27 protein-coding genes and 4 pseudogenes are annotated in these 25,781 nt (G+C 67.2%); 8 read left to right on the top strand and 23 right to left on the bottom strand.

Annotated elements, in window-relative coordinates; genetic code table 11:
- Window positions 1-621 precede the first annotated feature (621 nt).
- A pseudogene (locus tag N4G66_RS39235) lies at window positions 622-1,080 on the top strand (sigma-70 family RNA polymerase sigma factor); the annotation flags it as partial.
- Window positions 1,081-1,569: 489 nt separating this feature from the next.
- Here the strand turns inward: N4G66_RS39235 and N4G66_RS39230 are convergent.
- Window positions 1,570-1,896 carry an STAS domain-containing protein gene (locus N4G66_RS39230; protein WP_261709079.1) on the bottom strand — a complete coding sequence of 109 codons (327 nt, stop codon included), beginning with the start codon at window positions 1,894-1,896 and terminating at the stop codon, window positions 1,570-1,572.
- A gap of 280 nt (window positions 1,897-2,176) precedes the next feature.
- Between N4G66_RS39230 and N4G66_RS39225 the strand changes: the two genes are divergently transcribed.
- The 4 genes from N4G66_RS39225 to N4G66_RS39210 all read left to right on the top strand — a co-directional run bounded on the left by N4G66_RS39225 (window position 2,177) and on the right by N4G66_RS39210 (window position 5,097).
- Entirely contained in the window at window positions 2,177-2,560 is a 384-nt protein-coding gene (locus N4G66_RS39225) for an ATP-binding protein (RefSeq protein WP_261709078.1), read from the top strand.
- 298 nt (window positions 2,561-2,858) lie between these two features.
- Window positions 2,859-3,164 carry an ANTAR domain-containing protein gene (locus N4G66_RS39220; RefSeq protein ID WP_261709077.1) on the top strand — a complete coding sequence of 102 codons (306 nt, stop codon included), beginning with the start codon at window positions 2,859-2,861 and terminating at the stop codon, window positions 3,162-3,164.
- Window positions 3,165-3,383: 219 nt separating this feature from the next.
- Window positions 3,384-3,830 carry a DUF6192 family protein gene (locus tag N4G66_RS39215; protein ID WP_261709076.1) on the top strand — a complete coding sequence of 149 codons (447 nt, stop codon included), beginning with the start codon at window positions 3,384-3,386 and terminating at the stop codon, window positions 3,828-3,830.
- A gap of 913 nt (window positions 3,831-4,743) precedes the next feature.
- Window positions 4,744-5,097 (top strand): PRC-barrel domain-containing protein, encoded by a 354-nt coding sequence (locus N4G66_RS39210; RefSeq protein WP_261709075.1) that lies wholly within the window; start codon window positions 4,744-4,746, stop codon window positions 5,095-5,097.
- 734 nt (window positions 5,098-5,831) lie between these two features.
- Here the strand turns inward: N4G66_RS39210 and N4G66_RS39205 are convergent.
- The 4 genes from N4G66_RS39205 to N4G66_RS39190 all read right to left on the bottom strand — a co-directional run bounded on the left by N4G66_RS39205 (window position 5,832) and on the right by N4G66_RS39190 (window position 10,131).
- Window positions 5,832-7,016, bottom strand: a complete 1,185-nt coding sequence (locus N4G66_RS39205) for a zinc-dependent alcohol dehydrogenase (protein ID WP_261709074.1) — start codon at window positions 7,014-7,016, stop codon at window positions 5,832-5,834.
- 200 nt (window positions 7,017-7,216) lie between these two features.
- Window positions 7,217-8,887, bottom strand: coding sequence for a transaldolase (tal, locus tag N4G66_RS39200; RefSeq protein ID WP_315903745.1), 1,671 nt, complete (start codon window positions 8,885-8,887; stop codon window positions 7,217-7,219).
- A gap of 102 nt (window positions 8,888-8,989) precedes the next feature.
- Window positions 8,990-9,514, bottom strand: coding sequence for a hypothetical protein (locus tag N4G66_RS39195; RefSeq protein WP_261709073.1), 525 nt, complete (start codon window positions 9,512-9,514; stop codon window positions 8,990-8,992).
- Window positions 9,515-9,633: 119 nt separating this feature from the next.
- Window positions 9,634-10,131, bottom strand: coding sequence for an SRPBCC family protein (locus tag N4G66_RS39190; RefSeq protein WP_261709072.1), 498 nt, complete (start codon window positions 10,129-10,131; stop codon window positions 9,634-9,636).
- Between the two features lie 831 nt (window positions 10,132-10,962).
- Between N4G66_RS39190 and N4G66_RS39185 the strand changes: the two genes are divergently transcribed.
- A complete protein-coding gene (locus tag N4G66_RS39185) occupies window positions 10,963-11,118 on the top strand; it encodes a DUF6131 family protein (protein ID WP_261709071.1) in 156 nt (51 codons plus the stop codon).
- Window positions 11,119-11,256: 138 nt separating this feature from the next.
- Here N4G66_RS39185 and gvpK read toward each other — a convergent pair.
- From gvpK to N4G66_RS39120, 13 genes and pseudogenes are all read right to left on the bottom strand, one after another.
- Window positions 11,257-11,376 (bottom strand): annotated as a pseudogene (gene gvpK / locus N4G66_RS39180) (gas vesicle protein GvpK); the annotation flags it as partial.
- A gap of 279 nt (window positions 11,377-11,655) precedes the next feature.
- A complete protein-coding gene (locus N4G66_RS39175) occupies window positions 11,656-12,798 on the bottom strand; it encodes an SRPBCC family protein (protein WP_261709070.1) in 1,143 nt (380 codons plus the stop codon).
- Between the two features lie 6 nt (window positions 12,799-12,804).
- Window positions 12,805-13,665: a histone protein gene (locus N4G66_RS39170; protein ID WP_261709069.1), complete on the bottom strand. Its 861-nt coding sequence runs from the start codon at window positions 13,663-13,665 to the stop codon at window positions 12,805-12,807.
- A 7-nt stretch (window positions 13,666-13,672) separates the two neighbouring features.
- Window positions 13,673-13,927 (bottom strand): gas vesicle protein GvpG, encoded by a 255-nt coding sequence (locus tag N4G66_RS39165; RefSeq protein WP_261709068.1) that lies wholly within the window; start codon window positions 13,925-13,927, stop codon window positions 13,673-13,675.
- A 381-nt stretch (window positions 13,928-14,308) separates the two neighbouring features.
- A complete protein-coding gene (gvpJ, locus tag N4G66_RS39160; RefSeq protein WP_261709067.1) occupies window positions 14,309-14,779 on the bottom strand; it encodes a gas vesicle protein GvpJ in 471 nt (156 codons plus the stop codon).
- A gap of 40 nt (window positions 14,780-14,819) precedes the next feature.
- Window positions 14,820-15,140 (bottom strand): gas vesicle protein GvpO, encoded by a 321-nt coding sequence (locus tag N4G66_RS39155; protein ID WP_261709066.1) that lies wholly within the window; start codon window positions 15,138-15,140, stop codon window positions 14,820-14,822.
- A gap of 131 nt (window positions 15,141-15,271) precedes the next feature.
- Window positions 15,272-15,403 (bottom strand): annotated as a pseudogene (locus tag N4G66_RS46300) (ribonuclease BN); the annotation flags it as partial.
- Window positions 15,404-15,458: 55 nt separating this feature from the next.
- Window positions 15,459-16,067, bottom strand: a complete 609-nt coding sequence (locus tag N4G66_RS39145) for an alkaline shock response membrane anchor protein AmaP (RefSeq protein WP_261709065.1) — start codon at window positions 16,065-16,067, stop codon at window positions 15,459-15,461.
- A 29-nt stretch (window positions 16,068-16,096) separates the two neighbouring features.
- A complete protein-coding gene (locus N4G66_RS39140; protein WP_261709064.1) occupies window positions 16,097-16,795 on the bottom strand; it encodes a DUF6286 domain-containing protein in 699 nt (232 codons plus the stop codon).
- A gap of 49 nt (window positions 16,796-16,844) precedes the next feature.
- Entirely contained in the window at window positions 16,845-17,261 is a 417-nt protein-coding gene (locus N4G66_RS39135) for an Asp23/Gls24 family envelope stress response protein (RefSeq protein ID WP_261709063.1), read from the bottom strand.
- Window positions 17,258-17,428: a hypothetical protein gene (locus N4G66_RS39130; RefSeq protein ID WP_261709101.1), complete on the bottom strand. Its 171-nt coding sequence runs from the start codon at window positions 17,426-17,428 to the stop codon at window positions 17,258-17,260. Before N4G66_RS39130 ends, N4G66_RS39135 begins: the two co-directional genes overlap by 4 nt.
- Before the next feature lie 82 nt (window positions 17,429-17,510).
- The gene (locus tag N4G66_RS39125) at window positions 17,511-17,999 is read right to left on the bottom strand and encodes an Asp23/Gls24 family envelope stress response protein (RefSeq protein WP_261709062.1); all 489 of its coding nucleotides are present in this window, start codon (window positions 17,997-17,999) and stop codon (window positions 17,511-17,513) included.
- A 171-nt stretch (window positions 18,000-18,170) separates the two neighbouring features.
- Window positions 18,171-18,866, bottom strand: coding sequence for a PRC-barrel domain-containing protein (locus N4G66_RS39120; protein ID WP_261709061.1), 696 nt, complete (start codon window positions 18,864-18,866; stop codon window positions 18,171-18,173).
- Window positions 18,867-19,252: 386 nt separating this feature from the next.
- Between N4G66_RS39120 and N4G66_RS39115 the strand changes: the two genes are divergently transcribed.
- Window positions 19,253-19,513 (top strand): hypothetical protein, encoded by a 261-nt coding sequence (locus tag N4G66_RS39115; RefSeq protein ID WP_261709100.1) that lies wholly within the window; start codon window positions 19,253-19,255, stop codon window positions 19,511-19,513.
- Window positions 19,514-19,767: 254 nt separating this feature from the next.
- On the opposite strand, the pseudogene N4G66_RS39110 reads toward N4G66_RS39115, so the two are convergent.
- Window positions 19,768-19,913, bottom strand: a pseudogene (locus N4G66_RS39110) (transposase); the annotation flags it as partial.
- Window positions 19,914-20,619: 706 nt separating this feature from the next.
- Here N4G66_RS39110 and N4G66_RS39105 point away from each other — a divergent pair.
- Window positions 20,620-21,024 (top strand): DUF1998 domain-containing protein, encoded by a 405-nt coding sequence (locus N4G66_RS39105; RefSeq protein ID WP_261709060.1) that lies wholly within the window; start codon window positions 20,620-20,622, stop codon window positions 21,022-21,024.
- A 1,123-nt stretch (window positions 21,025-22,147) separates the two neighbouring features.
- Here the strand turns inward: N4G66_RS39105 and N4G66_RS39100 are convergent.
- The 4 genes from N4G66_RS39100 to N4G66_RS39085 all read right to left on the bottom strand — a co-directional run bounded on the left by N4G66_RS39100 (window position 22,148) and on the right by N4G66_RS39085 (window position 25,220).
- A complete protein-coding gene (locus N4G66_RS39100) occupies window positions 22,148-22,501 on the bottom strand; it encodes an STAS domain-containing protein (RefSeq protein WP_261709059.1) in 354 nt (117 codons plus the stop codon).
- Window positions 22,498-23,778, bottom strand: a complete 1,281-nt coding sequence (locus N4G66_RS39095; protein ID WP_261709058.1) for a SpoIIE family protein phosphatase — start codon at window positions 23,776-23,778, stop codon at window positions 22,498-22,500. Before N4G66_RS39095 ends, N4G66_RS39100 begins: the two co-directional genes overlap by 4 nt.
- Window positions 23,775-24,578: an alpha/beta fold hydrolase gene (locus tag N4G66_RS39090; protein WP_261709057.1), complete on the bottom strand. Its 804-nt coding sequence runs from the start codon at window positions 24,576-24,578 to the stop codon at window positions 23,775-23,777. The genes N4G66_RS39095 and N4G66_RS39090 overlap by 4 nt, the downstream gene beginning before the upstream one ends.
- A 438-nt stretch (window positions 24,579-25,016) precedes the next feature.
- The gene (locus tag N4G66_RS39085; protein ID WP_261709056.1) at window positions 25,017-25,220 is read right to left on the bottom strand and encodes a cold-shock protein; all 204 of its coding nucleotides are present in this window, start codon (window positions 25,218-25,220) and stop codon (window positions 25,017-25,019) included.
- Window positions 25,221-25,781 lie beyond the last annotated feature (561 nt).

The raw sequence follows: 25,781 nt of genomic DNA, 5'->3' as shown, positions 1-25,781 counted from the left end.
CCAGCGCCCACCGCAGCTTCCACCCCGACAAGTACGCCCCTGAGCCCGACAGGCCCCGCAAGGTGCCTAAGAAGGAAGAGAAAGAGGCATCGGGAGTGGGCACACCCTCAGACAGCTTGACCGCGAGTGGCGAAGACCGAGGAAAGTCCGAAGGCATGCACGACACCGGACGCCGCGGAGAATCCCGCCGCCCCAGCGGCACAAAGGACTCCTCCGCCTACACCGGCGTCAACCCGGATGATTCGCCTGCCGGAGACGGAAGCCGCTGAGGGAGGATGCGAACGGCCGCCGACCAGGTAGGTCAACCAGCACGGCAAGTACGCGGGCTGACTCGGGCTCCCCACCCGGGAGCCCAACGGCGGCGACGCCGGGCTTGCTGCGTCGGCTGCGAACAGTCCTGCCCTCCGTCGACCGAGTTCCGTCCCGTGAAGGGTTTCGATCCGCGGCTGGTCGGACAGCACCCATGTAGCCGCCCTCGTGGTCGAACGAGCGCACACAGGTCGGGCACCGTGCTTAGAAATCGCCTGCGCTTGAGGGTAGTGCGGGGAGAGGACCAGCCCGGTGGCCGGCTGGCCGAGCGCGGACGGAGCGTCGGAAAGCCTGGTACACGCACCTGCGGTCGTCCATGTCCCCAGGCGGCTGCAGGAAGCGCAGATCCATCTCGCCAAGGCCACCGAGGAGCTCCGCAGCCGGCTCGGCCGCACCCCCACCGTCAAGGAACTCTCCCAGCTGATGTGCCTCAGCGAGGACGAAGTCAACGAAGCACGCCTTGCCTCCAACGGCTACAGCTCAGCCTCCCTTGACGCGACCATCAGCTCCAGCGACGACGGTGAAGCCGCGCCGGCCGACTTCATCGGCACCGACGACAACGCCCTCGAACTCGTCGAGGACTTCAACGCCCTCGCCCCCATGATCGCCGAACTCGACAACCGCGAACGGCGCATCATCCACATGCGCTTCGTCGACGAATGCACCCAGGCCCAGATCGGCGAACACCTCGCCATCTCCCAGATGCACGTCTCCCGCCTCCTCAACCGCACCCTCACCAAACTCCGCCAAGGCATGCTCACCACCGACTGAACCCGGCTCCCCGCACAGACCGGCGGCGTGTCCTACCCTCGCTGGGTGGGACACGCCGCCGAGGCATCTGGGCCAGGCCACGGCGCCGACGGCTGACAGGCCGCCGGCGATGGTGGCGACCAAGAGAGGGCCTCCCTCCGGAGGCTCGATGGCCGCCGAGGGCGCTCCCCTGCGGCCCTCGGAGGCTGATTGCGGCTGGGCCCTGCTGATCAACGCCCGCAGCGCTCACGACGTCCCCCTTGGAGGCCCGATCAGCCCTTCGTTCCAGCGGCACCTGGACCTACCGGCACGACTGGCATGTTCACCGTCCACCCCAGCATCAGCCCAGGCGCTCGCCGTCTCTTCAGCCCGACGCCTTCAACGCCCTCTCGCACGACGCGGGGCGACTTTCGGGCGTACTGCGCCGCCGTCATGCCGGCCTGGGGGCATCCGCACGGAATGCACGGACAGCAGTCGCTCCGTGTCCTGTCGGTGCACGATGCCCCCAGCTCAAGGAAGGAGGGCCTGGGAGAGCGTGGGGTAGCAAGGGATGATCGTGTCGAGGCATACGATTTCGACGACTCGCTGCACCGGCGCTGTCAGGGCCGCCATCCGGATCCAGCCGCCAGCCGACGTGGCGTCGCGGCGCGCGACGGCCAGGGCGCTGATGGCGCTGGAATCCATGAAAGTGACCGCGCTGAAGTCGAGGACCAGCTGGACCGGGCCGTTGCCGTCTATCTGAAGGGCCTCGGCCAGGAGGCCGACGTTGTCTGCGTCGATCTCGCCGCTCAGGATCAGGACACGGATGTCCGCGGTGATGCTCCGGGTGATCGACAAGCGGCCGGACTGTTCAGCTGTCTCATGCATGTCTGCCACGTGTTTTTCAAAAACCTCTGCGGTAACAGGCCAGCGCCTCCATACGGAACCCCCGAAGCACCACATCCTACGGGTGCCGCATCCACCTGGCTGTGCCACAGGTAACGTGCCGACCTGGCATACGCAGTGCCCGTGGGGGTAACCGGCAGGGCGACGGAAGCGGGCGGAAATGGACGAACCACCTAGGAACGGCGCCGGTGAACGGCCCGACACTGCCCCACCGCTGGAAGCCTCGTTTGCCTTGGACAGCGACGCCTCCCGCATCGCTCAAGCCCGCCACCTCGCAGCCGCCTTCCTGACGAAGGTACGCGACGACTACGGCGTCCCGGTGGCAAGCGCCGCGGTGGAGATCGTCCAGCTGATCGTCAGCGAACTCGTCACGAACGCCCGCAAGTACGCCCCCGGACCGGCCCTTCTGCACCTGCGGATCACCGGCCCCGTCCTGCGGGTCGAAATCTGGGACAGCAACCCCGTCCTGCCAGCCGCCAAGAACCCGGATCCCGAACGCATCGGCCAGCACGGCCTGGAGATCGTCACAGCCCTCGCCCGCACCGTCACCGTGGAGCAGACGCCCGTCGGCAAGCGCATCACCGCCGACGTCCTCCTCAGCACCGCCGCCGCATAGCCGAACCGGGTTCTCACCCCTGCCGTTCAAAAAACAGGCACACCGCAGCATGCAGCTCAGCACGCGCCCGCGCGCGCCCGGACACGGGCCAGGCCCTGACGCCGGCTGTCTTCTGGTCGTTCCCGCTGCTCTGACACGGTGATCTGGGTCTCTGAACGGTCCTGCGCAGGGGTGGTTCCGGCACGTTCGGGGCAGAGAATGCCAAGAACTGGTGACTGGTCAGGGAGCAACTGCGAAGGCGCGGCGGTAGCCCACCGACGAATCGGATCCAGCTGCTCAGGACTCGCTGGAGGAACGCGTGAAGGAACGTGTCGAGGGACTCGTGGAGGAGCTGCAGGGCGAGAATGCCCAGCTTCACGAAGCGATGCGCTCGCACGCCGTGGTCGATCAGGCCATCGGAGTCGTCCTCGCCATAGGGCAGCTGACACCAGAAGAGGGATGGGACGTCCTGCGCGAGGTCTCCCAGCGGACGAACATCAAAATCCGTCACGTGTCGGAACTGATCATCGACTGGGCCCGCACGGGGAAACTTTGCACCGACGTCCGCACGGAGTTGGAGCGGCAGCTCGCGCAGTACACACAGCTCCCGCAAAGCAAGGCATAAGGCGTGCCAGCAGCTGGAAGCGCCGGAAGAGACCGTTCGCGGACCGGTCACAGGGAGCGTTCACCGAACGCATCACAATCCCAACTCCACGCAAATGTCGGCCATTTGCAATCATTCGTTGCGACCATGGGCTACTGGTGTGACTCTTGGTGACGGATGCAAAGTCTGCTCCGTTCACGGCCGAAGTGCCTTGTCCCAGACCGCGCTTGGGTAGAGACCATGTCCGAGGAGTTTGAGAAGGTCGGAGCAGTCAGTCAGCCGCGCTACGAGCAGATCGTTGCCGAGTTGCGCAGTGCGGCCGAACAGCTGACGCAGGCCCAGTTCACGATCGGGGACCGGGCCCTGGAGATCGCGCCGATAGGTCCCCGCAGCGGGCCGGTCGCGGACACCGCCTGGTCGGTGGAGCAGTCTCTGACCCGGCTGGCCAAGGATATCGGCCTGCCGGTGACAACAGTCAGGCAGGCCCGTTGGACGGCATCGCGCTGGCCGCCCGACCGACGCCGGAAAGCGGAATCGTTCACCGTCCACCAGCTGCTGGCCCGCATCAACGACGACGCGGAGCGCTTCGCCTCGATCGACAATCTCCCTGACGGCAAGACCCACTGGACCCTGGACGACGCCAGGCGCCGGAGCGATTTCCGGGCGGAGACCCCCGTCCCCCCGTAAGAGAAGAACACCGCGATCCATCCACCGGCCTTCGGTCCAGCGTCGCTGCGGCAACGACCACCACCCCTCAAGCATCCGCAGGCCACCGCCAGAGTGGCCCAGAAGGATCGAATGTCGCGCACCGGAACACTGTGCGCGACATCCGCATGGAACTGGTCCAGCAGCTCGCGCAGCCCGCAAACCGGTGCATAATCCCGGCGGGCGCACCCTCACCCAGCCCCCGTCGGCCCTCCTGCAGGGCGCCCCTGGGCCGGAGATCAGCCACACGTTGACCACACTTCAAGGCTGCCGCCACGCCACTCGATCGCCGACAAGCCGGCCGCGTCGCCCTCATCCCCGCCCTTCCCAACGCGCACACCCCGCAGCACCTCAATGACATCCCGCAGACGCGCCCTCTACCCACCAGCACCCCGTGCACTTCCACCTTCCGGCCTTCATGCTTCACGGGCGGATGCACGATTACCGAACGTTCCTTCATGCGCAAAGCCCCGGCTTCGCTCCTCGGATGAACGCGGTCCGAGGGCCGCCGCGCGCCCCGGGCTCGAGCCCTCGCCCTCTTCCCGTACGAGGGCTTGACGGAGCGGATGACCGGGTCTTGGGTGAAGGATCAGGCATACATGCAGGGGCGCTGTATGAACCAGATCCTGCGGCCCCCAGGAGCGGTCGCCTGCTCCCGGCTGCCGCGGTATCCACCTCCTTGGAGGGCTGCCCGGAGAACGGCCGTACCTCCAGGAACCATGCCTCCAGCACGCCAAATCCAGCCATCCATTCCTCTTCCCGATGAGGATGTGTGGGGTCCGGGAGGCAGGGCACCCGGCTTTCTGAGAAAGCGTCACCGAATTCGATGACGTCTGTACGACTCCGCAGTTCGACTGCGGGGCTGCAAAGAATCTCGACAAGGGAGCCGTTCTTTATGAGTGACAACATCTGGGGCTACCAGCCGACCACCGGCCACATCGCAGGCACCGACCTGACCGGGTACAAGGTCGAGGCGACCGACGGCAGCATCGGGAAGGTCGACAAGCACTCGGACGACGTCAACTCCGCCTACCTCGTCGTCGACACCGGCGTATGGATCTTCGGCAAGCACGTCCTGCTGCCGGCCGGAACCGTGAAGACGGTCGACCAGGCCGAACGCAAGATCTACGTCGCCCTCACCAAGGACCAGATCAAGGACTCCCCCGAGTTCGACAAGGACAAGCACGTCGGCGACGTCGGTTACCACGAGCAGGTCGGCGGCTACTACCAGACCCACCGAGGCTTCTGACCTCAGCACCAGCCCACAAGTGGGGCCGACCGGAGCGTCTCCGGTCGGCCCCACTTCTCGTAAGTTGTTGCGGAACGGCTCGCCCGGCCCGTGTCGCCCGCCGAGTCCGCAACGGACTCCACCAACAGGTCTGGAACGTCTTCCGCGCGGTGCCGCCAGTAACGACCTGGGCGTGGTCCGTGCGCTTGACGTTCCGCCCATCCACCCCCGGACTGTTGCTCAACGCCACGAGCCGGGGCACCCAGCAGGTATGGACGAATCGCACTTACCGGGACAAGTAGGCCAAAATGGCATGACGATGAATCATGCTCGGCGGCTCACAACCGGGCGACGGTGCAGCCAGTTCCGCGATCTGGCCGGCTCAGGCATGTGCGACCGCAGTAGGGCGCGCCGATCTGCGTCGCGGAACATGTCGGTGTCCATCAAATCCAGTTAGGCGACACTCACGCCTGTACCGCGGGGGCCAGTTCGGCACGCATCGCCGGCACAAACGACTCGACGCCGGCCTTGGAAGTTCGGCACGTGCTCATCATGGGCGAGGCTCCCATGGTCGCCGCCGAGCGGCACCCGTCACAACGGCGACCCGGTCGTCCAGAGCACAGAGCACCCTGTTGCTTGGTCGCTGCACACTCTCCGATGCGGCACGGCGGTGGCCGGCTGGCCCACAGCGGCACGCGTGAGCCGCTGCGTGCGCGGTCGTTGCCCGCTGCAGGACGTGAACTCGGGGCAGCCGGTCAGGGGTTGAAGAGGATCTTCACCGCGCCGTCCTGCTTCTTCTGGAACATCTCGTAGGCGTCGGGCGCCTGTTCCAGTGGCAGGCGGTGAGTGGCGAAGGATTCGACGCCAAGAGGGTCGGCGTCGGTGAGCAGGGGCAGGAGGTCGTCCACCCAGCGCCAGACGTTGGCCTGGCCCATGCGCAGCTGGATCTGTTTGTCGAACATGGTCAGCAGAGGCAGGGGGTCGGCCATCCCGCCGTAGACGCCGGACAGGGAGATCGTGCCGCCGCGGCGGACGAGCTCGATGGCCAGGTGCAGTGCGGACAGGCGGTCCACGCCCACGCGTTGCATCAACTTGGCAGCCAGCTTGCTGGGCAGAAGGGTGGTCATCTGCTGGGCGGCTTGGGCGACGGTGGCGCCGTGGGCCTCCATTCCGACGGCGTCGATGACGGAGTCGGGGCCGCGTCCGTCGGTGAGGTCACGGACGGCTTCCACGATCCCGCCCCCTCGCTCCTCAAGGTCCAGGATGTGCACGCCGTGCGCCTTCACCCGGTCCAGCCGCTCGGGTACCAGGTCGATCCCGATGACCGTCCCGGCTCCGCGATGGGCGGCGATCCGGGTGGACATGTCCCCGATCGGTCCCAGGCCCAGCACCGCGACGCTGCCACCGGGAGGGACGGCCGCATAGTCGACGGCCTGCCACGCGGTCGGCAGGACATCGGACAGATAGACGAACCGGTCGTCCGGAGGTCCCGGAGGGACGGCGATGGGCAGGGTGTTGCCGAACGGTACGCGCAGGTACTCGGCCTGCCCGCCCGGGACCTGGCCGTAGAGCTTGGTGTACCCGAACAAGGATGCACCGCTTCCCTGGCTATGGACCTGGGAGGTCTCGCACTGCGAGTGCAGGCCCTGCTTGCACATGAAGCACGTACCGCAAGAGATGTTGAACGGGACCACTACCCGGTCACCCTTGCGCACGTTCAGGACCTCGGAGCCGACCTCTTCGACGATCCCCATCGGTTCGTGGCCCAGGATGTCACCGGCGTCGAGGAACGGTCCCAGGACTTCGTACAGGTGCAGGTCGGACCCGCACAGCCCGGTCGTCGTCACTCTGATGATCACGTCGGCCGGATCCTGGATCTCGGGATCGGGGACCGTGTCCACTCGTACGTCCCTCTTGCCATGCCACGCCAATGCCTTCACGTATCCTCCTCAGTCACTGCGCCGCCTCGGACCGAGCACGGTCCCGCATCCAGCGCGAGCCTCCGCCAGTGTGGCGATGACCAAAGCCGGGAGTCGCGCCCCACCGAGTACCCCATATGCGCAATTGATGCATAACGGGCACACGGGTAGGGCATTCCTTCCTGTCCCGGAGACATGGGAGCCGGGAGGGACCGCAACCGTCACTCGGAGGGCTGGGTGCAGCGGAAGGCGGAGGCGACAGCAGCGAAACGCAGCCGCTCCAGTACGACGGACTGGCGGTCGGCGCGCTCCAGCAGTACGTCCAGGTGTTCGGGGAAGAGCCGCCCGTCAGTCTCCGCCAGGGCTCGCAAGCTGCGCCAGCAGGCCGCCTTGCCTTGGACACTCAGCAGCATGGATTCCAGTTCCAGGACGTCGCTGAGGGGGGAGCGGGAAAAGAGATGGCCGTTGGGCTTGGCGCGGCCAGCCTTTTCGGCCAGCCAGCCGAGGGCGACTTTCGTGTAGGCGGTCGGCACCGCGAGGTCGGCCATGATCTGCGTCAGCGAATCACGGTCCTGCTCGACCTCATGGGCCAATTCGGCCAACGTGGTGCCCTGTTCCCGGTATTGCTGAGTCTGTGCGGCCCGCCGGAAAAGTTCCAGGCCGGCGATCGCGCCGGAGAGGTGGTCGTTGAGGTAGATCGCCAGAAGGTCGGCGACGCCCGAGGCCTTCTTCGGGGACGCTTGCGAGGTTCCCGGCTCGCCCGTTGCAGAGGCGGCGGCGCGCATTTCTCGGTCCACCGAGATGGTGAGTTCGGTCCAACTGTGCTCGAACTTGGCGAGCCCTTCGCGTTCGAGGGTGTCGGTGACATCCGTGAAGTCGACGCCGACACGCTCCAGCGCCTCGAAATGGGCTGTCGCGTCGGCGTAGACATCGGCGGCTGGCCGGCGGGCGGGCAGAGCGCCGTGGTCGGCGAACGCCGCCAGAGTGGCGCCGGGCATGGTGTTCACGGTGCCCGCAATGACGAGTTCGCTGACGTACATCGTGTCGGGGTAGGCAGGGTTCTTGACCCCGGTGGATGCCCACAGAGGCCGCTGCCGACGGGCGCCGGCCACGACGAGGGCCTGCCAGCGGGACCCGTCGGTCAACTGCTGGTACGCCTGGTGCGCGAGCCGGGCGTTGGCGATCGCGGCCTTGCCCTTGAGCGCCTGGGCCTCGGGGGTATCGAGGGCGTCGAGGCGCCGGTCGACCTCAGTGTCGACGCGGGAGACGAAGAACGAGGCGACGGAGTGGATGTCCGCCAGGTCCCGTCCGGCGGCCTTGGCCCGCTCCAGTCCGGTCAGGTAGGCGTCCATCACCGCGCGATAGCGCTCCAGGGAGAAGACCAGCGTGACGTTGACGCTGATGCCCTCGGCAATGACGCGGGTGATCGCGGCCAAGCCCTCGCTGGTGGCCGGGATCTTGACGAGAAGGTTCGGCCGGTCGACGGTCTCCCACAACTTCCGTGCCTGGTCGATCGTGGCGTCGGTGTCCCGCGCCAGCCGGGGGTCGACCTCGATGGAGACCCGCCCGTCGCTCCCGCCGGTCTGCAGGTAGACCGGGCCGAGCGCCTGGCAGGCTGCCCGTACGTCGTCGGAGGTCAGGGCGAGGACGGCATCGTCCACGCCCGCTCCCACACGTGCCAGCCGGCGCAGTTGCTCGCTGTAACGGTCCCCCCTGGACAGCGCGGAGGCGAAGATCGTGGGATTCGTCGTGACCCCTACGACATGCTTGTCCGCGATCAGCTCCTTCAGCTCACCCCGGGCCAGCAGCTCACGGGACAGGTCGTCCAGCCAGACCGACACTCCGGCCGCGGACAGTTCGGCGAGCGGATCGGACACGGTGGAAAAGGTCATGCCAGGCCTCCAGAAGGTAGGGCACGCCGGTCGGCACGCCCGTCCGGCGTGCCGACCCTGAGAGTGGGCGGTGCGGGCGGGACTCTTCCTGTCGGCGATAGGTCACACGGATCGCTTCGATGACGCGGGCTGCGCACCATCGGCCAGGGCACTGGTCTGTCCCATGGAGACGGTGAATCCGCTCACGCTTCCCGGGACGCCCCGGCGTAGCTCTCCTGTGCGGGCCTGGGAAACGAGGCGGCGGTAGTCCAGGTCCGCCAAGTCCGTGGCCCGCACGGGCAACGGGCTTCCGTCCAGCCTCTCGAGCAGAGCGGCATGGGCGTCACCGTTCGCAGCCTCATGCTGGGGAGTGATTCCTCGCGGCAGCCAGGAGATCAGCAGAATCCTGTTCCGACGTGCTCCGTCCGCCGTTGCGAAGGCCAGGTCGTGGACGACGAGTCTGGGCTCGTGCGCGGGCAGGGCCGACAGGAGCTCGTCGTGCGTCAGATTGCCTTGGCGTTCGACGACGCAGGTATCCAGGGCGTCACTCAGCCGGCAGATCACCGTGTTGACTTCTCGCTTCCCCTTGAGCTCCCAAAGGGCGCTGACACACCTGTCGTCCACGGCTATACGACTGCGACTGCTCATGGCGCTTTCTCCCTCCGCCCCGGATACATAAGTCGATGACGGTTTTGTGGCAGGAGCGTGTCCTCAGCTGGCCGTCGCCGGGCCGACCCTGCGCCGGAGATGTTGTGGGCTTCGGCCTCTCAAGCCCGGCCACTGGTCGCCCGGTCTCCAGCCGTGGCCCTGGATGTGCTGCCCGGTGCCGCTGCGGCGACGCGCTCCACGGTTCGGGCAAGGCGGGGCAGCATGCTCCGGTGCCGTAGCTGGATCAGGAGATCGAGGGGTGCGGCGTGCAGAGCTCCACCCGGTCCGCGCAGTGGGTGCTCGTCCACGAGGACCAAGGCCTGTCCGCCCCATGGACGTACCTCAATGGCGATGCGCGCCGTACCCAGGCGCCCGCTGTCGACCTCGAGCTCCAGCCAGCGGGGCGGTTCCACCCGGCGGACCACCGTCCGCCCCTCGAGCGTCCATGGACCCAGGTCCACGCGATACGCCAGCGCCGCGTCGACCTGCGGCCACCGAGTGTCCAGTGGCCAGGACGCGGAGGTCCCCACGACCCAGTGGGCGTAGAGCTCGGGATCCTCCAGAACCGCCCAGACGGCGTCAGGGGGCTGCTCGATCACTTGGTGTCGAATTGCCACGACAAACCCCTGAAATAGTGATGGATAGGTCGATATCGACGAGTACCCTTCCGTCCCGGCATCATGCGCAGCAGTCCCTGGGGATCGTGGACGCACCTGGTCATGGCCCCCGCCTTCGACACCGCCACGCAAATCAGGAATCCCTCCCCCCTGGACACGGCGTCGACATGGTGGCTGACAACCCTGGACCGCATGGCACGGTCGACAGTCGCGGATACGGCAATCCGAGTTCTCCAACGCGGAATCCGCTCACTCCCACTGGGTGAGGCGCGCGAACTGCTGCGCGGCCGTCCGCTGGGCCACCCTGTGCATCCCTTCTGGTACAGGTACCCATCGGTTGCTGGCTGTCGGTTTGGCCGGGGTCGCCCCGGCAGCGGTCGCGGAGTGGGCCGACTGGGCGGACCTGCCGTCCGAGCAGGCCCGGGCCGGACTGGCCCATGCGATCTCGAACGTGGCCGCGGTGGCGTTCTACGCCGCATCCCCGACCGCGCAGCTCCACCGTCACTCGACGAAGGGCAGGCTGTGGTCGTTGGGCGGCTTGACTGCCCTCACTGTGAGCGGTGCGCTGGGCGACCACGTGGCTTATGAGCAGGCTGTAGGAGCGAATCCTGCTGCATAGGCAGACCGTGTCAGCCGACGCCTCGTCTCCGATCCCGGCCGCCCTTGACCCACTCCGCGATCAGCCGGACGTACACGGCCATGACGACCACACCGGCGACGACTCGTTCCCTCGGGGGAGCGCCCGAAGCCTCGTTTGCCTCACGGGCGTATGGGGACCCGTGACAAAGGATGGGGACGCCCGCAGACGACGTCCCGTCATCGGAGGAAACCATGATCATCCTCGGAGTCATTCTGCTCGTTGTCGGCCTCGTCGCGGGCATTGGAATCCTTTGGACCATCGGGATCATTCTGGTCGCGATCGGAATTGTGCTGTGGGTTCTGGGAGCGATGGGACGCGAGGTCGGCGGACGACGGCACTACTGGTAGTGACCGCTCTGGTCTGTGCATTCGCCTGACCATCAACGGCAATGATTCGTGGCCGATACCCCGGCCGGGCGAAATGCCTCGCAGTCTTTCGGCGCGGCCCAGGGTTGCTGCGGATCCGGCAGTGCTGGATCAACGTCTTCAGCTCCTGGGCAAAAGGGTTCCCAGCGGGCCGAGGTCCAGATTGAGATCTTCCGGACGTACTCCGTGCTGCTCGCAGAGTTCCGCCATCCGCTGGCCGAGCAACATCAGCCGCCGTCCTCAGGGTCTCGTCCTGGATCCGCTCGCGGCGCTCCTGCGCGTCCCGCTTGCGGTTCAGGTAGGCGAGGCCGCGGCTCCAGCCGCCCGGCGGGAGCGCTCAGCCGGCGGGAGCGCTCAGCCGGCGTGACCTGCCGGATCGGCGTGTGCGCCGCGTCGTCCAGCGGGCAGGGCGGCGCGTAGACCTCCACACCTATTCGGCATGGTGCGCAATGCGCTTGGTCGGCGAGGTTGGTGGCCTGAGGGCCGGAGACGGGGTACGAGCCCTGCCGGACGTCCACGTCACTCACGGCGTCGCCTCTGTCCCCGCTTCTTCTTGGGAGCTTCTTCCTCTTCCTCGGCCTCTGCCTCGTCTTTGTCTTCGGCCCCCTCTTCGCCCTCCGTTCCCTCCTCGTCCTCGTCCTCGTATGTGTCCTCGGCCCCGTCGCCGGCCCCGTCTTCGTCTTCGTATACGCCCTCTTCGTCTTCGTCTTCGTCTTCGTCCTCGTACGCGCCCTCCGCCCCCTCTTCTCCCTCGCCGTCGCCTGCGGAGTCGGTGCCTTCCTCGGCATCGCCTTCGCTCTCACCCTCGGGCTCTTCGCCCTCCGACTGCTCCTGCTCGGCCTCTTCCTCTTCGACGGCGTCATCGTGGGACACGACGACTTCTCCGTCGCGGATTTCACCCCGCCAGCCCTCGGGTTCTTCATTGGTGAGGGTCACGTATCGCTGGAAGTTCTTGAAGTCCAGCCGCAGGCGGCGCCCTTGCACACGCCAGAGGTTGCCCGTCTTCTCGAAAAATCCGGACGGGTAGTACTCCACCACGAGGACGACTCGGGTCAGGGTGGGCGCCAGCTCGTGGAAGCTGACCGCGCCTCGGGTGCTCCCCTTGGCTCCCTTCGAGGTCCACACGATGCGGTCGTCAGGAATCTGTTCCTGGACAGTCGCCTTGAAGCTGCGCGACGAAGGGCCGACTTTGACCTTCCAGTCGCTCCCACCCTCATCGTCCTTGGAGACGTCGCGAACACCCTTGGCGAAGCTGCTGAATTTGTCGTACTGCGTCCAGTAGTCATAGGTGTCCCGGAGCGGCACTCCGACATCGAGAACCTCGATGATGTTCATGACCTTGCCGCCGCTGGCCTTCCGCTTCCCTTTACCGCCCCCGAAAGCGCTCTTGGCCTTCTCCACGACGTTGTCCTTGACGCCCTTGGCCTTCTCCGACACGAAGGCCTTCAACGGTGAGTCGCCCTGGAGGATGCGGGACCCGATCGCGGGAAGCGAGCCACTCTCGGCCGAATCACTGAGCTGCCCGGCGACGTCCGTCAGTTTGTCGCCGGCTTTCTCGGCAAGGTTCTCCACCTGCGCGGACACGAACTTGGACAGCTCTTCGCGAAGCTTGTCCACACCCGACGTACCCTCTGCCGACCCGTCCGTTTCCTTCTCGGCCATGGCCGCCTACCTCCCACGACCGGCGCGCTTGGACGCTGCTCGCTTCGATGACGTCGTCTTCGAGGCAGCGGACTTCTTGGCCGGAGCCGTCTTCTTTGCCGCGGTCTTCCTCGCCTCGGACTTCTTGGCCGGAGCTGTCTTCTTCGCCGCCGACTTCTTCGCCGTCCTGCTGGCCGCGGTCTTCTTGCTGGGCGCCGTCTTCTTCGCCGGCGCAGTCTTCTTGGCCGCCCGGGGCTTCTCTCCGCCGGAGGGAGCAGCCTTCTTGCGTGCCGCAGGTGCGGGTGCCTTGCGGGACCGGTCGGGTCGCGAACCGCGGCCCTCCCTCGGCTTCGCTTCCGGTTCTTCTTCCTCTTCTGGTCCCTCTTCCTCTTCTGGTCCCTCTTCGGGTTCCTCCTCGCCCTCGTCCTCGTATTCGGCTTCCGGCTGTTCCTCTTCCTCTTCCTCCTCGGTCTGATCCTCTTCGTACTCGCCCTCTGGCTCTTCCTCCTCCTCGTACTCCGCGTCCTCGTCCTGCGGCGCGTACTCCTCCTCGTCCTCCTCCCCTTCGTCCGGCTTCTCCAGGAGCCGGGCCGTACGCTCGCTGAGGCTGCCCGCGAGCGTGCTCATGCCCCGGTCGGCGGCGGCCGTCATCGCCTTGCGGCCCGCCTCCAGCACTTCCCCTCGCAACTGCTCCTGCAACTCGGCGATCTGCGGGATCTCCCCCAGTCTGCGCATCCCTTCGGCGGCAAGCTGGCGAGGCTCAAGGCCGAAGCGTCGGCCCGCCAGATAGGTCGCAATGGACAGAGCGAGTCGGCCCTTCTTGGTACGGCCCAGCGCATAGCCGCCCACTACCGCAGCCGCGAGAGCCACCTTTTCCTTGTCATCCATGATCTCGTCACCTTCGATCGCTCGGCGTGGAACAGGTCTGTGCGGCGTGCAGCCGGTCGAGCAGCCGTTCCTCTTCTCGTTCGAACTCCTCCAGGCCGATGTCTCCGTCCTCAAGCTCCCGGTTCAGCAGGGCCAGTTGGGCACGGAGAACCCCTGGGTCGTGCAACTCCCGCTCGGCGGCGGCATTGAGCTTCTCCGCCACCCAGACGACGCCACGGACCGGCGCGATGGGGAGGGTGAGCAGTCCGGTGATCAGTCCCATCTCAGACTCCAGCGGTTCGGACGGGAGTGCCTTCGGCGGAGACGAAGCTGTAGCAGGGCAGCGGACCCGAAGGCGCAGCTCCACATAGTCGCCGTTCGTGCGGGCGAATTGCTCGCCGCCTTTTGGAAGTCGTCGCTGTCGCCGCGATCGAGGAGGAACAACGCGTCGAGCACGCATCACTAGACTTCGGGACCCGAGGTCACCACGCGGCCCTGGGGGGTGAGCGCTCGGAGAACTTGCCGGCCCGGCTTCGGTGGCCCTGCTCTCCAGAGCGGCCGAGACGGCCTCGCCCAGGCGCAGGCTGGCTTCGTATCCGGGCACCGGCAGCGGCGCTCCCGCCCGGATGATCGCGTAGACGTACACACCATCGCCGGTCACGACTCACGTCTCCACGGGTCGTCGTCGGCTGCTGCCGCCCCGGGCCGGAGCGCGCCGCTTCCTCGACCGTTCCTGCTGCTCTTCCTCGTCCTCGTCGTGCTCGTCGGAGTCGTCGTCACGGCCGCCCCCGACCGCTTTGCGAACGGTGTCCCCCACGGTTTCTGCGGCCTTGCGAACCTTGCGTTTGCCGATGGACTTGGCGGCACCACCGCCGATCAGCTCGGGAACGGTGGTGCTGCCGGAGTCACGCTCCAGGTCCAGCCGGTTGCACGCCTCCGCGAAGCGCAGGTACGTGTCGACACTCGCCACCACGATGCGCGCATCTATCTTGAGGATCTCGATGCCGACCAGGGACACCCGGACGAACACGTCGATCACCATGCCCCGGTCAAGGATGAGTTCGAGCACGTCGTACAACGTGCCGGCGCGCGGCGGGCACGCCACTACCTCATCGGAGTAGGTGGTCGCGGGCATGGGGGATCCTTCCGGTCGTCGGGCAGGCCTCAGTCACTGGTCACTCATCGGCGGACCCCCGCCGATAACGGCGGACCCTGCGGTACCCCATGAGTTCGCCGTCCTGGTCGATCCGCACCTCGTACGAAGCCAGAAGGCTCGTCGTGTCCGGAATGCGCGGCAGTTCAAGGACGTCCACGACGACACACCAGCCGTCGTCCTCACGCCCCACCGCGGATACACCCTCCGTGGGATGACCGATCAGACCCTCCAGGGCCCCGCAGGCAGCACGCGCGGCATGTTCCGCTCCACGCACGGAGGATGTGCGTCGAGCGGTGGTCGTCGAGGACTTCCTGGGGCGCGGCCGACGCTCTTCTGCCATGAGTTCAAGTCTGGGCCGTATCCGGTTCGACGCATCTTGAGCGGCCAATCTGGCGTTCGTTCCCGGCATCATGGTTGTCTGCGCTGGCGTCGGCTCGGCGGGCCAGGACCGTGCTGGGCGAGGCTCACACTCACAGAGGTGCCGACGCATACTGGCGGGATCTTCCACGCCGGGCGGCCCTCGATCCCGTCGCAAACGGCATTCGCGGCACGGATGAACGCCGTCATATACCCGGACGCCGACCAGACCGCCAACGCAATGCCACGGAGCCCGGCCCCGAGCGGAAGGGAGCGGACACGGGTGTGGTCGGTTGCCTTCTTACTGGGCACGTTGCGGTTTGTGGTGGGCGACCTGTAGGCGTACCTCGGTGGGTAGAGGAGGGGAGCCGGTGGACCGGCTGGCGGTGCGGAGCGGGCCTGCGTGGAGGGCATCGAGGACGACGCCGGGTTCCCCCTGGGGTGTGAGAGTGAGCATGACGCGAGCGCGGGGCTGGGCGGGGCCGCCAGTGATGCGTACGGCCGCCTCCTCAACCCCCGGCAAGGCGCCCGCTTCGGCGGTGATCGCGTCGCTCAGCGCCCGGTCGCGCAGTTCGACGCCTTCCTGCGGGTGTGTGCCGCCGACGGGCAGCGTCCCTGGGTGGCCTCGGCGTAGTTGGGTGAGCAGCCACCACAGGGCGAGCAGGGCGACGAGGGCGAGGACGGCGATGACCGCGGGCCACCACCACCATCCCTGGCTGCTCCAGCGGGCCCGGTCGGCGGAGCCGAGCAGGACGTCGTTCGGGGTGGTCAGGGGCCAGCCGGCGGGCGGGACGAGATCGTGTCGCCGGTAGACGTCGAGCCCGGCGAAGAGGATCAGCAGACCGCCGCCGAGCAGTACCAGTCCGGCAAAGGCCAGCAGACTGCGGTTGAGTGCGGGGCGCGGCGTCATGGTGTGGGCTCCGGTGCTGGGATTCTCTGTCAGTCGGTGTGTCGCCGCACCCGAACGACGATGCGGGGAGGGCGGGCGAGGGCGAGCCGGTCGCGCTCCTCGTCGAGGACGGCGGTGAGATCGTCTTTGACCTGCTGGAGGTCACGGAAGCGGACATCCGCGCGGGCTTTGACGTGGTGACGGCGCACCCGGATGCGAGCCTTGCCGACTCCGGCTACCTGCATCGCGGCGTCGCGCAGCAGAGCGGCAGCGCCGTCGCGGTCCAGAGAGGCTCGCAGTCCGGGCGCGGGAGATCGCAGGGGCAGCCAGTGACGCTGGCCGGGAGTGAGGGCCAGGACGATCAACCAGAGACCGACGGCGGCGGCCACGGCGGCTCCCGTCAGCATCCACACGTCGTCCACGGGGCGGGTGGCCAGTTCGTCGGCCAGACGCTGTCGCCAGGCTGCCGCAGGGCGTCCCGCCCGTACGGCGACCACGTCGACCAGCGCCGCACCCGCCGCCACGAGAACGACCGAGGCGACCAGCGCGGCCGGAAGGCGGCGCGCTGACCACGGGCGGTGTGTCCGGTGCGCGCCGCCGTCCTCACCGGCCGTCAGGTTCGATGGAGGTGTGGGTTGTTCGGGCAGACCGGGCTCTGCCGGCTCCCCTGGTTTCTCGGGCTCCTTCGTCAACGGCGCCGTGGCACGGTGCGCGGAGTTGTGGGCGGGAGGGCTCGGGTCGGGTGTCATTCCGGCCTCCTTCTTGCGTGACGTGCCCGGCGGCCCGGGCCATGGCGGCTCACCGGACCCGTCCCCGGTTCACGCCGGCGACGGTCACCAGCCGCCGGACGGTGAGGATGACCTCTCCCACCTCCAGGCCGGTCAGCTGAGCCACCCGTTCGGCGACGTCGACCTGGATCCGTTCGCAGACATGGGGGAGGTCGGTGGGGTAGGGCAGGTCCATGGACAGGTGCAGGCGCACCGATCCGGCACGGATGGCGGCGGAGGCGCTGGGTGGCGCCGGTCGGCTCCGGTCGGGCGGTATGGCGGCACGCCGGGACTGGGCCGTGCGTGCGGCCTGGGCGGCGATACGGGCGACCACCCTGTCCGGGATGACGGTGGCGCCCCGCACTGCCGGGGGCGGCAGGCCGGCGACCTGTGCCGGTGGACCAGACGCATCGCCGAGGGATAGGGATCCGGGTCGGGTAGTAGTCACCGCTGCCTCCGCGTACGGAGGTCGAGGTCACCCTGCAAGGCGAGGCCGCCGATCAGCCCCGCTGTACCCAGGACCAGAACCAGCAGGAATGCCCAGAAGCCGCCGAAGTAGCCGGCGAAGCCCAGGGCCATGCCGGCCGCGAGGCCCGTCGTTGCTGCGTTCATCATGCACTCACCCGTCTTGCGAGCGTGATCGCCTGTGTGATCACCCGCCCATGCACGGGGCATGGCCGTGGGTCACGGCGGTCGATCACCTCACGCGGCCTTCATCCGATTCAGCCTCTTGGTCCTCGTCGTCGGGGAGGTGGACGTCGTCGACGGCGATGTTCACCTCGACGACCTCCAGTCCCGTCATCCGTTCCACGGCACTGATCACGTTGGTGCGCACCTCGCCTGCGACGTCGACGATGGGAACGCCGTACTCGACGACAACGTCCAGGTCGATGGCGGCCTGGCGCTCGCCGACCTCGACCTTCACCCCTCGCGTAGCTCCGCCTCCGCCTCCGCCGGGGACGCGTTCCCGCACAGCGCCGAAGGCGCGGGCCATCCCCGCGCCCAGGCTGTGGATGCCCGGTACCTCACGCGCGGCCGTGCCCGCGATCTTGGCCACCACACCGTCCGCAATGGTGGTCTTCCCTCGTGTCCCGGCCGGAGCTCCGGCCCCGGTGCGACCCTTGAGCGGGCTGACGTCTGCGTCGGGCCGGCTGCCCCCGCCGACGCTGGTGATGTTGTCTGTCATCGCAATTGCCTCGATCTGTGTGGGACACCTGCGTGGTGCCCATCGAAACCTTGTAAATGTCGTTGCATCCGGCGGTGAGCCGCACAGGAAGCCGGTCCAGGACGCGAATCTGCCCTCGTCGACGAATTCAGGTGCGGACTGGACTCACCCCGTCTGGAGCACGGGGCGTCTCTATCGCCGCTCTTCGGGAGCCGCGTACAAACGCAGCCGTGCCTGCCCTGCTGCGGGGCTTTGAGGGCCAGCACGCCCCTGCTCCGGGGAGCGCGCCATCGCGGCACCGCCTTCGGAACCGTCGGAGCGGGCAGACTCGATGTCGGGATTCTCCTGGCCGCTGCGAGCAATGCCCGAAGCGGTGGTCTTGTCGTAACCGGGCTGCGGGGCGCTGGTGTCGGGACTCTCTGTGCCGCTGCGGGCGAGGCCCGATGCGGTGGTGTTGTCGTAGGGGAGCGAGGCGCCTTCGGTGGCATCGGCGACAGTCCGTGAGCCAGCTGCGTCTTGTCCTCCCTCGTCAGGCTGGTCGACGACCTGCTGCCAGCCCTGGCCCTCGTCCCACGCGATGCCATAGTGCTCGTAGAGGTGGTGTTCCTCGTCCACCGAGAGGAAGCCCCCGGCATCGACGTCGACATTGGGGGCGTCTTTGACGGTGGCTTTGGTGTAAGGAACCTTGAGATAGTCCTTCACCATGGTCGCCTCGCGAGTGGGAACGAAGGACTCCCTGGTGCCGAAGAGTCCGGTCTTGACGCTGACCCACTCGGGCTCGCCGGTCGCATCGTCGAGGAAGACATGCCTGGTGTCGCCGATCTTGTTTCCGTCGACGTCGTACACCGAGTGGTCCAGCACGGTGGCAATCTGTCCTTGGGTGATCATCCTGGCCTCCTGCCTCCCTCTGGCCATCTTCCGCGTAACCCTTAGAACGGCACGAAAACCTATCAATGCTGGCCAATCGCCCTTATCGGGCATGTTTGCGCAGGTCCGCTACAGCCCTCTCGGACGGCGTCACAGAAGACCTGTCGCAGAGGCGAGTACTGCCGGCTGATGTCGGTGCCGAGTAGGGCAACCCTGCCCGGGACGCTGGTACGCCGAGACGGACAGAGGACCGCATCGCCATCACACCCGCTGAGTCGGCTGCCGATGCCTGGACAGCACCTGGCCGAACCCGCCTACGCATGTCTTGGGGGCGCCACCGGCACCCTGGACGCTACGGCTGCAGACCGGGCGTCTGGGGTCGATTCAACTGCCGCGGTGCCGCCGCCGTGCGCGCAGCTGCCGCCCGACATACCCGAACCGCCGGGCACGCCCTCGCCCGGGCGGGACTGAAGCCAGGTGCCGCCGGACAGTGGCTGCACACGCACAGACCCCTGACCACGGGCGTCGTCATCGGAGCCGGGATCCTGGCCCTCTTCCTGTGGATCTACCCCACACCCACATCCGTGGCCCTTGTGTTCCTGCTCGTCGTGGTTGTCCTGGCGACCCTGGGCGTCCTTGCCTTTACGGACGCAGCGAAGCAACGCTGACAGACGCGACCCTGCGCCATCGCTCCCCTGCTGAGAAAGGCGACCCGCGAACACCCCTGGACAGGCTGGTCGTTCTCAGCAGGATGGGGCGGCAGCGAAACGCTGGACGTCACACACATCGAGGCAGGCCTGGTCGGCGAGGTCAGCGTCGATGTCGCCCGCGACGGCGTCGGCCGGTCGTGCCACCCGTGCGCCGGCACCACGCCCACCGACCTCTCCCGCATACGCCCCGCACACCACGGCGATTGCAGTGGCGGGTAGTCGTGCGGCAGATGACGCCAGGGGATGCCGGTCCGGTTCACGTAGAGGACCGCGTCCAGCAGACTACGCAGATCGCGATCCGGTGGTCGGCCGATATCCAGGCCGCGGCACTCGGACCGTCAGGCGCAGACTCGACCAACTCTCAACGGGCATCGGACAGGTCACTGGGATAACGGCGCCATTCAGGCACGATCGCGAGCTACCCGTCCACAATCCAGCAGGCCGAGGCGCGGACACCGGCGCCCGAAGGACACGGCGCACAACCCGGGTCTTGACCGGCGACCTCACCATCGTAGGCACCGCCAAAGGCCGCCTGGGAGCCGAGCTCAAGCGCCATCAGTGATACCACACCGGTCCCGACCGTGTTCGCCACCACCGCCACCACAGAACCAGCCGCAATCTCGCACCTCTCACGGCCCCGCCCTCGGAACAGCAGAGCAACTGAGACCGCCGGTCGGGTCCCCCTCCCAAGATCCCGGACCATGGCCGGGCCGACGCCTGCCCGTATCTCTCCACACAGCACATTTGCTCTGGTCAGAGCCATTCAGATGGCGTACTACCAGCAGACGAAGAACATGCTGGCTGGTATGGCCAGCAGTGGCGCACTGTCGCTACAGCGGTGCCTCATGCGCACCGGGTACCACCTCTCCCTGCCCGCAGCGAGGGTCATCCCTGGGGAGAATCTGGGGAGTTCGAGGAGTGCTGGGGAGCGCCAGCACGTGGAAGCCGTCCTTCGGCGCCGCCTCCCACTGCCAGTCCTTCGCCCCCTCGGCGCGCGGCGGGATGATTCCTGCCTCGACGAGAACGCAATCGCACCGTGGGAGAAACGCGTACTGGACACCGACATGTGGAAGTTCCACCGCGAGGCACAGGTCAGAAACTTCAGACGCCGCTTCTCCGACACCGCCGCCCAGGTCGCCCCTGACACCCGCCTGAAGCCCCCGCGCTACTGGCTCGTCCACACCTTCGCCCACATCCTGATCCGCGAACTCGCTCTCACCTGCGGCTACTCGGCGGCAAGTCTCAGCGAACGCCTCTATGCCTGGCCCGCCGCGGAGGGCCAGGCCCCGTCGGTCGGCCTTCTCATCTGCACCAGCGCCTCCGACAACGACGGCACCCTCGGCGGCCTCGTCCAACTCAGCGAGCCTTCTCGCCTCCAAAGGGTCGTCGACGGCGCGCTACGCAAGGCCGCCCGCTACTCCTCCGACCCCATCTGCTCAAAGCGCACCCCTCAGGACCCTGAGGACTAAGCATCCAAGCCGCAGTTGGCCTCCCAGGAAGCGGAGTGGACGCGCGGGCGGAACTCGCCGCCTCCTACCGCAACGCACGCTACTTCAGCGACGCCATATCCCTTGGGGAAAGGGCCGTCGCGAACTACGAACGGCGCCAGCCGGGAGACGCGGAGACACTCACCTCCCAACTGGGTCCGCCTACGCATATACACAGGTCGGCAGGTCCGCCGCCACCTCCCCTTGCTGACGCGGTCGATCTCGGACGCCGAGCGGCGGCTCGGCGCCGACAGCCCCTCATAGCGGGCGCCCGAGTCTTCATGTCAGCGCTCCTGCCCGGGGAGAAAACGCCGTACACGCCGACCGGGCCGGGCTCTGACGCCTCCATCCCTGCGGCGGAGCAGGCCGTGGCCAACGCCGAACGGTCAATGGCACCCGCTTTCCCTGAGCTACTGCGGGATGCCGGCAGCGCAGTACGCAAAGGTCTGTCGCCGTGACAAAGCGATCGACCTCCTCCAGCACCTCATGGACCACCGCGACCAACTGGGCCCGAGCCCATTGCCGCATACCTTCCTAGCGTCCTGTCAGCACTCCGACAGCTTCGGGATATCCGCTGAAGACACAGGTCACCCACCGGTTTCAGTCCCGGGGGTACCGAGGTCGGGCACGGGAGTCAGCAGCCGCCTCGGGAGGCCGGGGTGGCAACACACTCCACATGATGAGCCATCGGGAAGATATCGCCGAAGCCCATCCTGCGAGAACCAGCAGGTCAGGCATGGTTTATCGACACCGAGGAGCCGCTACCTTTCCGGCTGCGGCGGAAGCGGGTCATGCAGCCGGTCAGTCGACAGGCGGCTCGGCCAGCCGGAGCCGGTGTGTCCGGAAGTGTCCTCGCGCCGTGGCATTCCACAGACTGTCTCGAGAATGACAGTACGGACTCGGAGGGTTCACGTCTCGGTGGGAACCCTCGGGGCGAATGGGGCTCCTTTGCCTGTGCCCAGGGGAGCGCGGAGAGGTCTCCGCAATGGGCAGTGATCGGGCCGATACGTAGTGGACAGCAGCCCCGGACCGAAACGGCCCCGCAGAGGGGGATTGCTCCATTTTTGCGGGCGCGATTCAGTCCCTGGTGGCGCGGTCCTGGTGATCAGCGGGCTGTGGAACTGGGGTTGGTGGCTGTTGATGTGTCTGGGTGGATGGTGAAGACCCGGTCCAGACCGATGATGGACAGGATGCGGGCGGTGTTGGCGGGGACCGCGGCCAGGGCCATGCCGCCGCCTAGTTCGGTGGCCAGGTTGCGGGCGGCCAACAGAGTGGTGATTCCGCTGGAGTCGCAGAATTCCAGGCCGGCCAGATCCAGGACCAGCAGTTGGCCGCTGGTCAGGGTGAGACTGTCGAGGCTCTTGCGGAGATCTGGGGCGCTCTCGTAGTCGAGGTCACCGGTGATCTCCAGTACGGGACCGGTGGCGGCGTCTCGGGAGGTGATCGTCAGCGGGCTCATCTCAGGTCTTCACTCACGGGGGTGGGCAGCGGGGCGGGCACGCCGAGGGCGAGCAGCGCCGTGTCGTCGTCGAGGCCGTCACCGAACCCGGTGAGGAGCCCGGTCAGGGCGGTGATCAGGACCTGAGGTCCCGCAGCGGGCTGGGCGGCGGTGAAGGCGCGCAGGGCGTCCTCGCCGTACAGCTCGCGATCGGGCCCGGTGCGGGCCTCGGTCAGGCCGTCGGTGTAGAGCAGCAGGGTGTCGCCGGGAAAGAGCTGGGTGCGCGCGGTTTCGAACTGTGCGCCGGGCAGGACGCCGACGAGCATACCGCCGGGGGTTGGCAGATAGTCCGCGGTGCCATCCGCGTGCTGGATCAGTGCGGAGGGATGGCCGCCGGAGGCCAAGTGCACGCTGACGTGGTCGTCGACGGGGTTGAGGACGCCGAATATGGCGGTGCAGTAGCGGGTGTCGCCGCTGGTGTACCGCTCGTGCAGCACGGTGTTCAGGGTGCTCAGCACGGTGACGGGGTCCGGGTCGTGCAGGGCGGCGGCCCGCAGCGTGTAGCGGGTCAGCGAGGTGACCGCGGCGGCCTGGGGGCCTTTGCCGCAGACGTCGCCAAGGAAGAACGCCCATCGGTCTGCGTCGAGGGGGAACAGGTCGTAGAAGTCTCCGCCGAGCAGGTCCGGGGAGGCGGTGTGGTAGTAGGAGGCGGCCTCCAGGCCCGGGACCTTGGGCAGTTCGGCGGGCAGCAGGTTCTGCTGAAGGACGGCGAGGGCTTCCTGGAGCCGTTCGCGGTCGGCCTCCGCCTGCCGACGCGCTTCCTCCGCCGCCTGGCGGCCGCGCAGCAGCTCAGTCTCGTAGGCGCGGCGGTCGCGGGCGTCGAAGACGGTGGTGCGGATCAGCAGCGGCTCGCCGTCGTCGCTGGTCTTCACCTTCGATGTGACCAGCACCGGCATCCGCTGTTTTCCGGCGGCTTTGATGTCCAGGGCGATGCCGCTGACCTCGCCCTTCATCTGCAACAACGGGGCGAAGTGCGTCTCGTGGTAGAGCTTCCCGCCCACCGTGAGCAGATCGGCGAACCGCATCCGGCCCACCACCTGAGCCCGGGACAGGCCAAGCCAGTCCAGCAACGTGGTGTTGATCTTCGCGATGGTGCCGTCCATCAGTGTCGACAGGTAGCCGCACGGCGCCTGCTCGTACAGCTCCTCGGCACTGTCCTCCAGCAGCGAGATGAACACCGCGTCCGTGGCACCCACGTCCGGCTCCTCGCCCGGGTCATGGCCTGTGCGGCACATCATCCGGCAGCACCGATGAAGTCGGTGATCGCTTGAGCGGTGGCCTGCGGTGCGCTCAGCTGCGGGCAGTGCCCCGTCGCCTCCAGCGTGACCAGACGGCTGCCGGGGATGGCCTCATTGACGTATGCGCCGACCTCGCGCGGGGCGATCACGTCCTGCCTGCACTCCAGCACCAGCGTCGGCACCGCGACCGTCTTGAGGTCGGCGCGGCTGTCGGACAGGAACGTCGTGCGCGCGAAGACCCGGGCCATGTCCGGGTCGGTCGCGCAGAACGAGGTGGTCAGCTCCTGGCCGAGTTCCGGCCGGTCCGCGTTCCCCATGATCACCGGGGCCATCGCAGCGGACCAGCCCAGATAGTTCGACTCCAGTGACTCCAGCAGCTCATCGATGTCGTCCGCGCTGAAACCGCCCCGATACCCGTCATCGTCGATGTAGCGGGGCGAGGGAGCCACCATCACCAGATGGGAGAACCGCTGCGGCGCCTTCGCCGCCGCGAGCACCCCGACCATGGCACTGACCGAATGCCCCACGAAGATCACATCCCGCAGGTTCAACTCCTCACAGACCTCCAGCACATCCGAGGCATAGCCCTCCAACGAGCTGTAGCGCTGCTCACTCCAGGCCGAAGGGTCCGAGCGGCCGGAGCCCACGTAGTCGAACAGCACCACCCGGAAGTCCACGGCCAGCATGGGGACCACCAGACGCCACATGTTCTGGTCACAGCCGAACCCGTGCGCCAGCAGGAGCACCGGCCCGTCCGCACGGCCGATGACGGTGACGTTGTTCCTGCGACGAATATCCATGCCCACCAGTTTCCCATTACTCGGGGCGAGCAAGCCGAAGCGACTGCCCCGGCCCGAACCGGCGCCGGAGCCAAAAGCAGGGGCGCCGGTCCGGCTGCGGGAGGAGTGGCCATCCGTAGGTGCAGGGTTCATTCCGAACCTTCCTTGATAGGCACGTATCAAGGAATTCCCGCCACGCAAGAGCAGTGCGGGAACCACAAGAACGAGCCGAATGGAATGCAAAAGGAAATCTGGCCTGCAGTGAATCTGGTACGTATGCAGGCGATGAAAAAAAGTGGCGTCATGCGGACGTGAAATCCAGGGCTTCAAGCGGGTGCAGCTTCGGGGACCCATCGCCCGCAGGCATTATCCAAGGACGCGGGCACTACGGTAAATGCCCGCAGCGGGGTGCGCGCACCCCGAGAGGTGCGGGCCCCCGCTGCAGAGTGCGCGTCGGCGTCAGACGGGAACGATGTTCTCCGCCGTCGGGCCCTTCTGGCTCGGCGCGATGTCGAAGGTGACCTTCTGACCTTCGAGCAATTCACGGAAGCCCTGGGAGGCGATGTTCGAGAAGTGGGCGAACACGTCGGCACCCCCACCGTCCTGCTCGATGAATCCGAAACCCTTCGCCGCGTTGAACCACTTCACGGTGCCAGACGCCATGTCATATCTCCTTTGGGCAGTGCGCCGGGACCCGCAATGCGCGGATACCGGGTCGCCGCGATGACACCCTCCCGGAATGACCGGAAATACAAAAACGCTTCCACCGGCTGAAAGTACCGTTGGAGGCGCTTGAAGTTTGGGAACCAAGACTGCAACTGAGATCGACAGTAGCATGCCATACTGGCCGGCGTGCGTTACAAAATTCCATTCTGCTCGCTGCGGTAAAAACACTCTCGGCATGGGGCGCTAAACCCTCACCTCGCGGTCGTAGCTATTAATCCACAGCTGACCTCGATTCTTCACGAGTGGCGTGAACTCGGCCCGATCGACGGTGCGCCCGTAATGATCTCTGTCCTTCGAGGGCGGACCTTCGCGTGACGCTGCGGGTGCGCCGGGTTCCACGGGCCCGGGGCGCTGCTGGTCGTCCTCCTTCCTGGTCTTTCTTCGTCGGGGCGGTATTTTGGCGCCGCCAGGTGGCAGCCGGGAGATCGGAGAGGCGGATCCAGGCGGTGGCGAACGCGGTGGCCCAGGGCCAGGTGGACTCGATCCGCAGCCATCGGC

The organism is Streptomyces rhizosphaerihabitans (assembly GCF_025399795.1).
In the GTDB taxonomy this organism is placed as follows: domain Bacteria; phylum Actinomycetota; class Actinomycetes; order Streptomycetales; family Streptomycetaceae; genus Streptomyces; species Streptomyces rhizosphaerihabitans.
The sequence above is the reverse complement of the archived record's forward strand: the minus strand, read 5'-3'. Positions and strand labels throughout refer to the sequence as shown.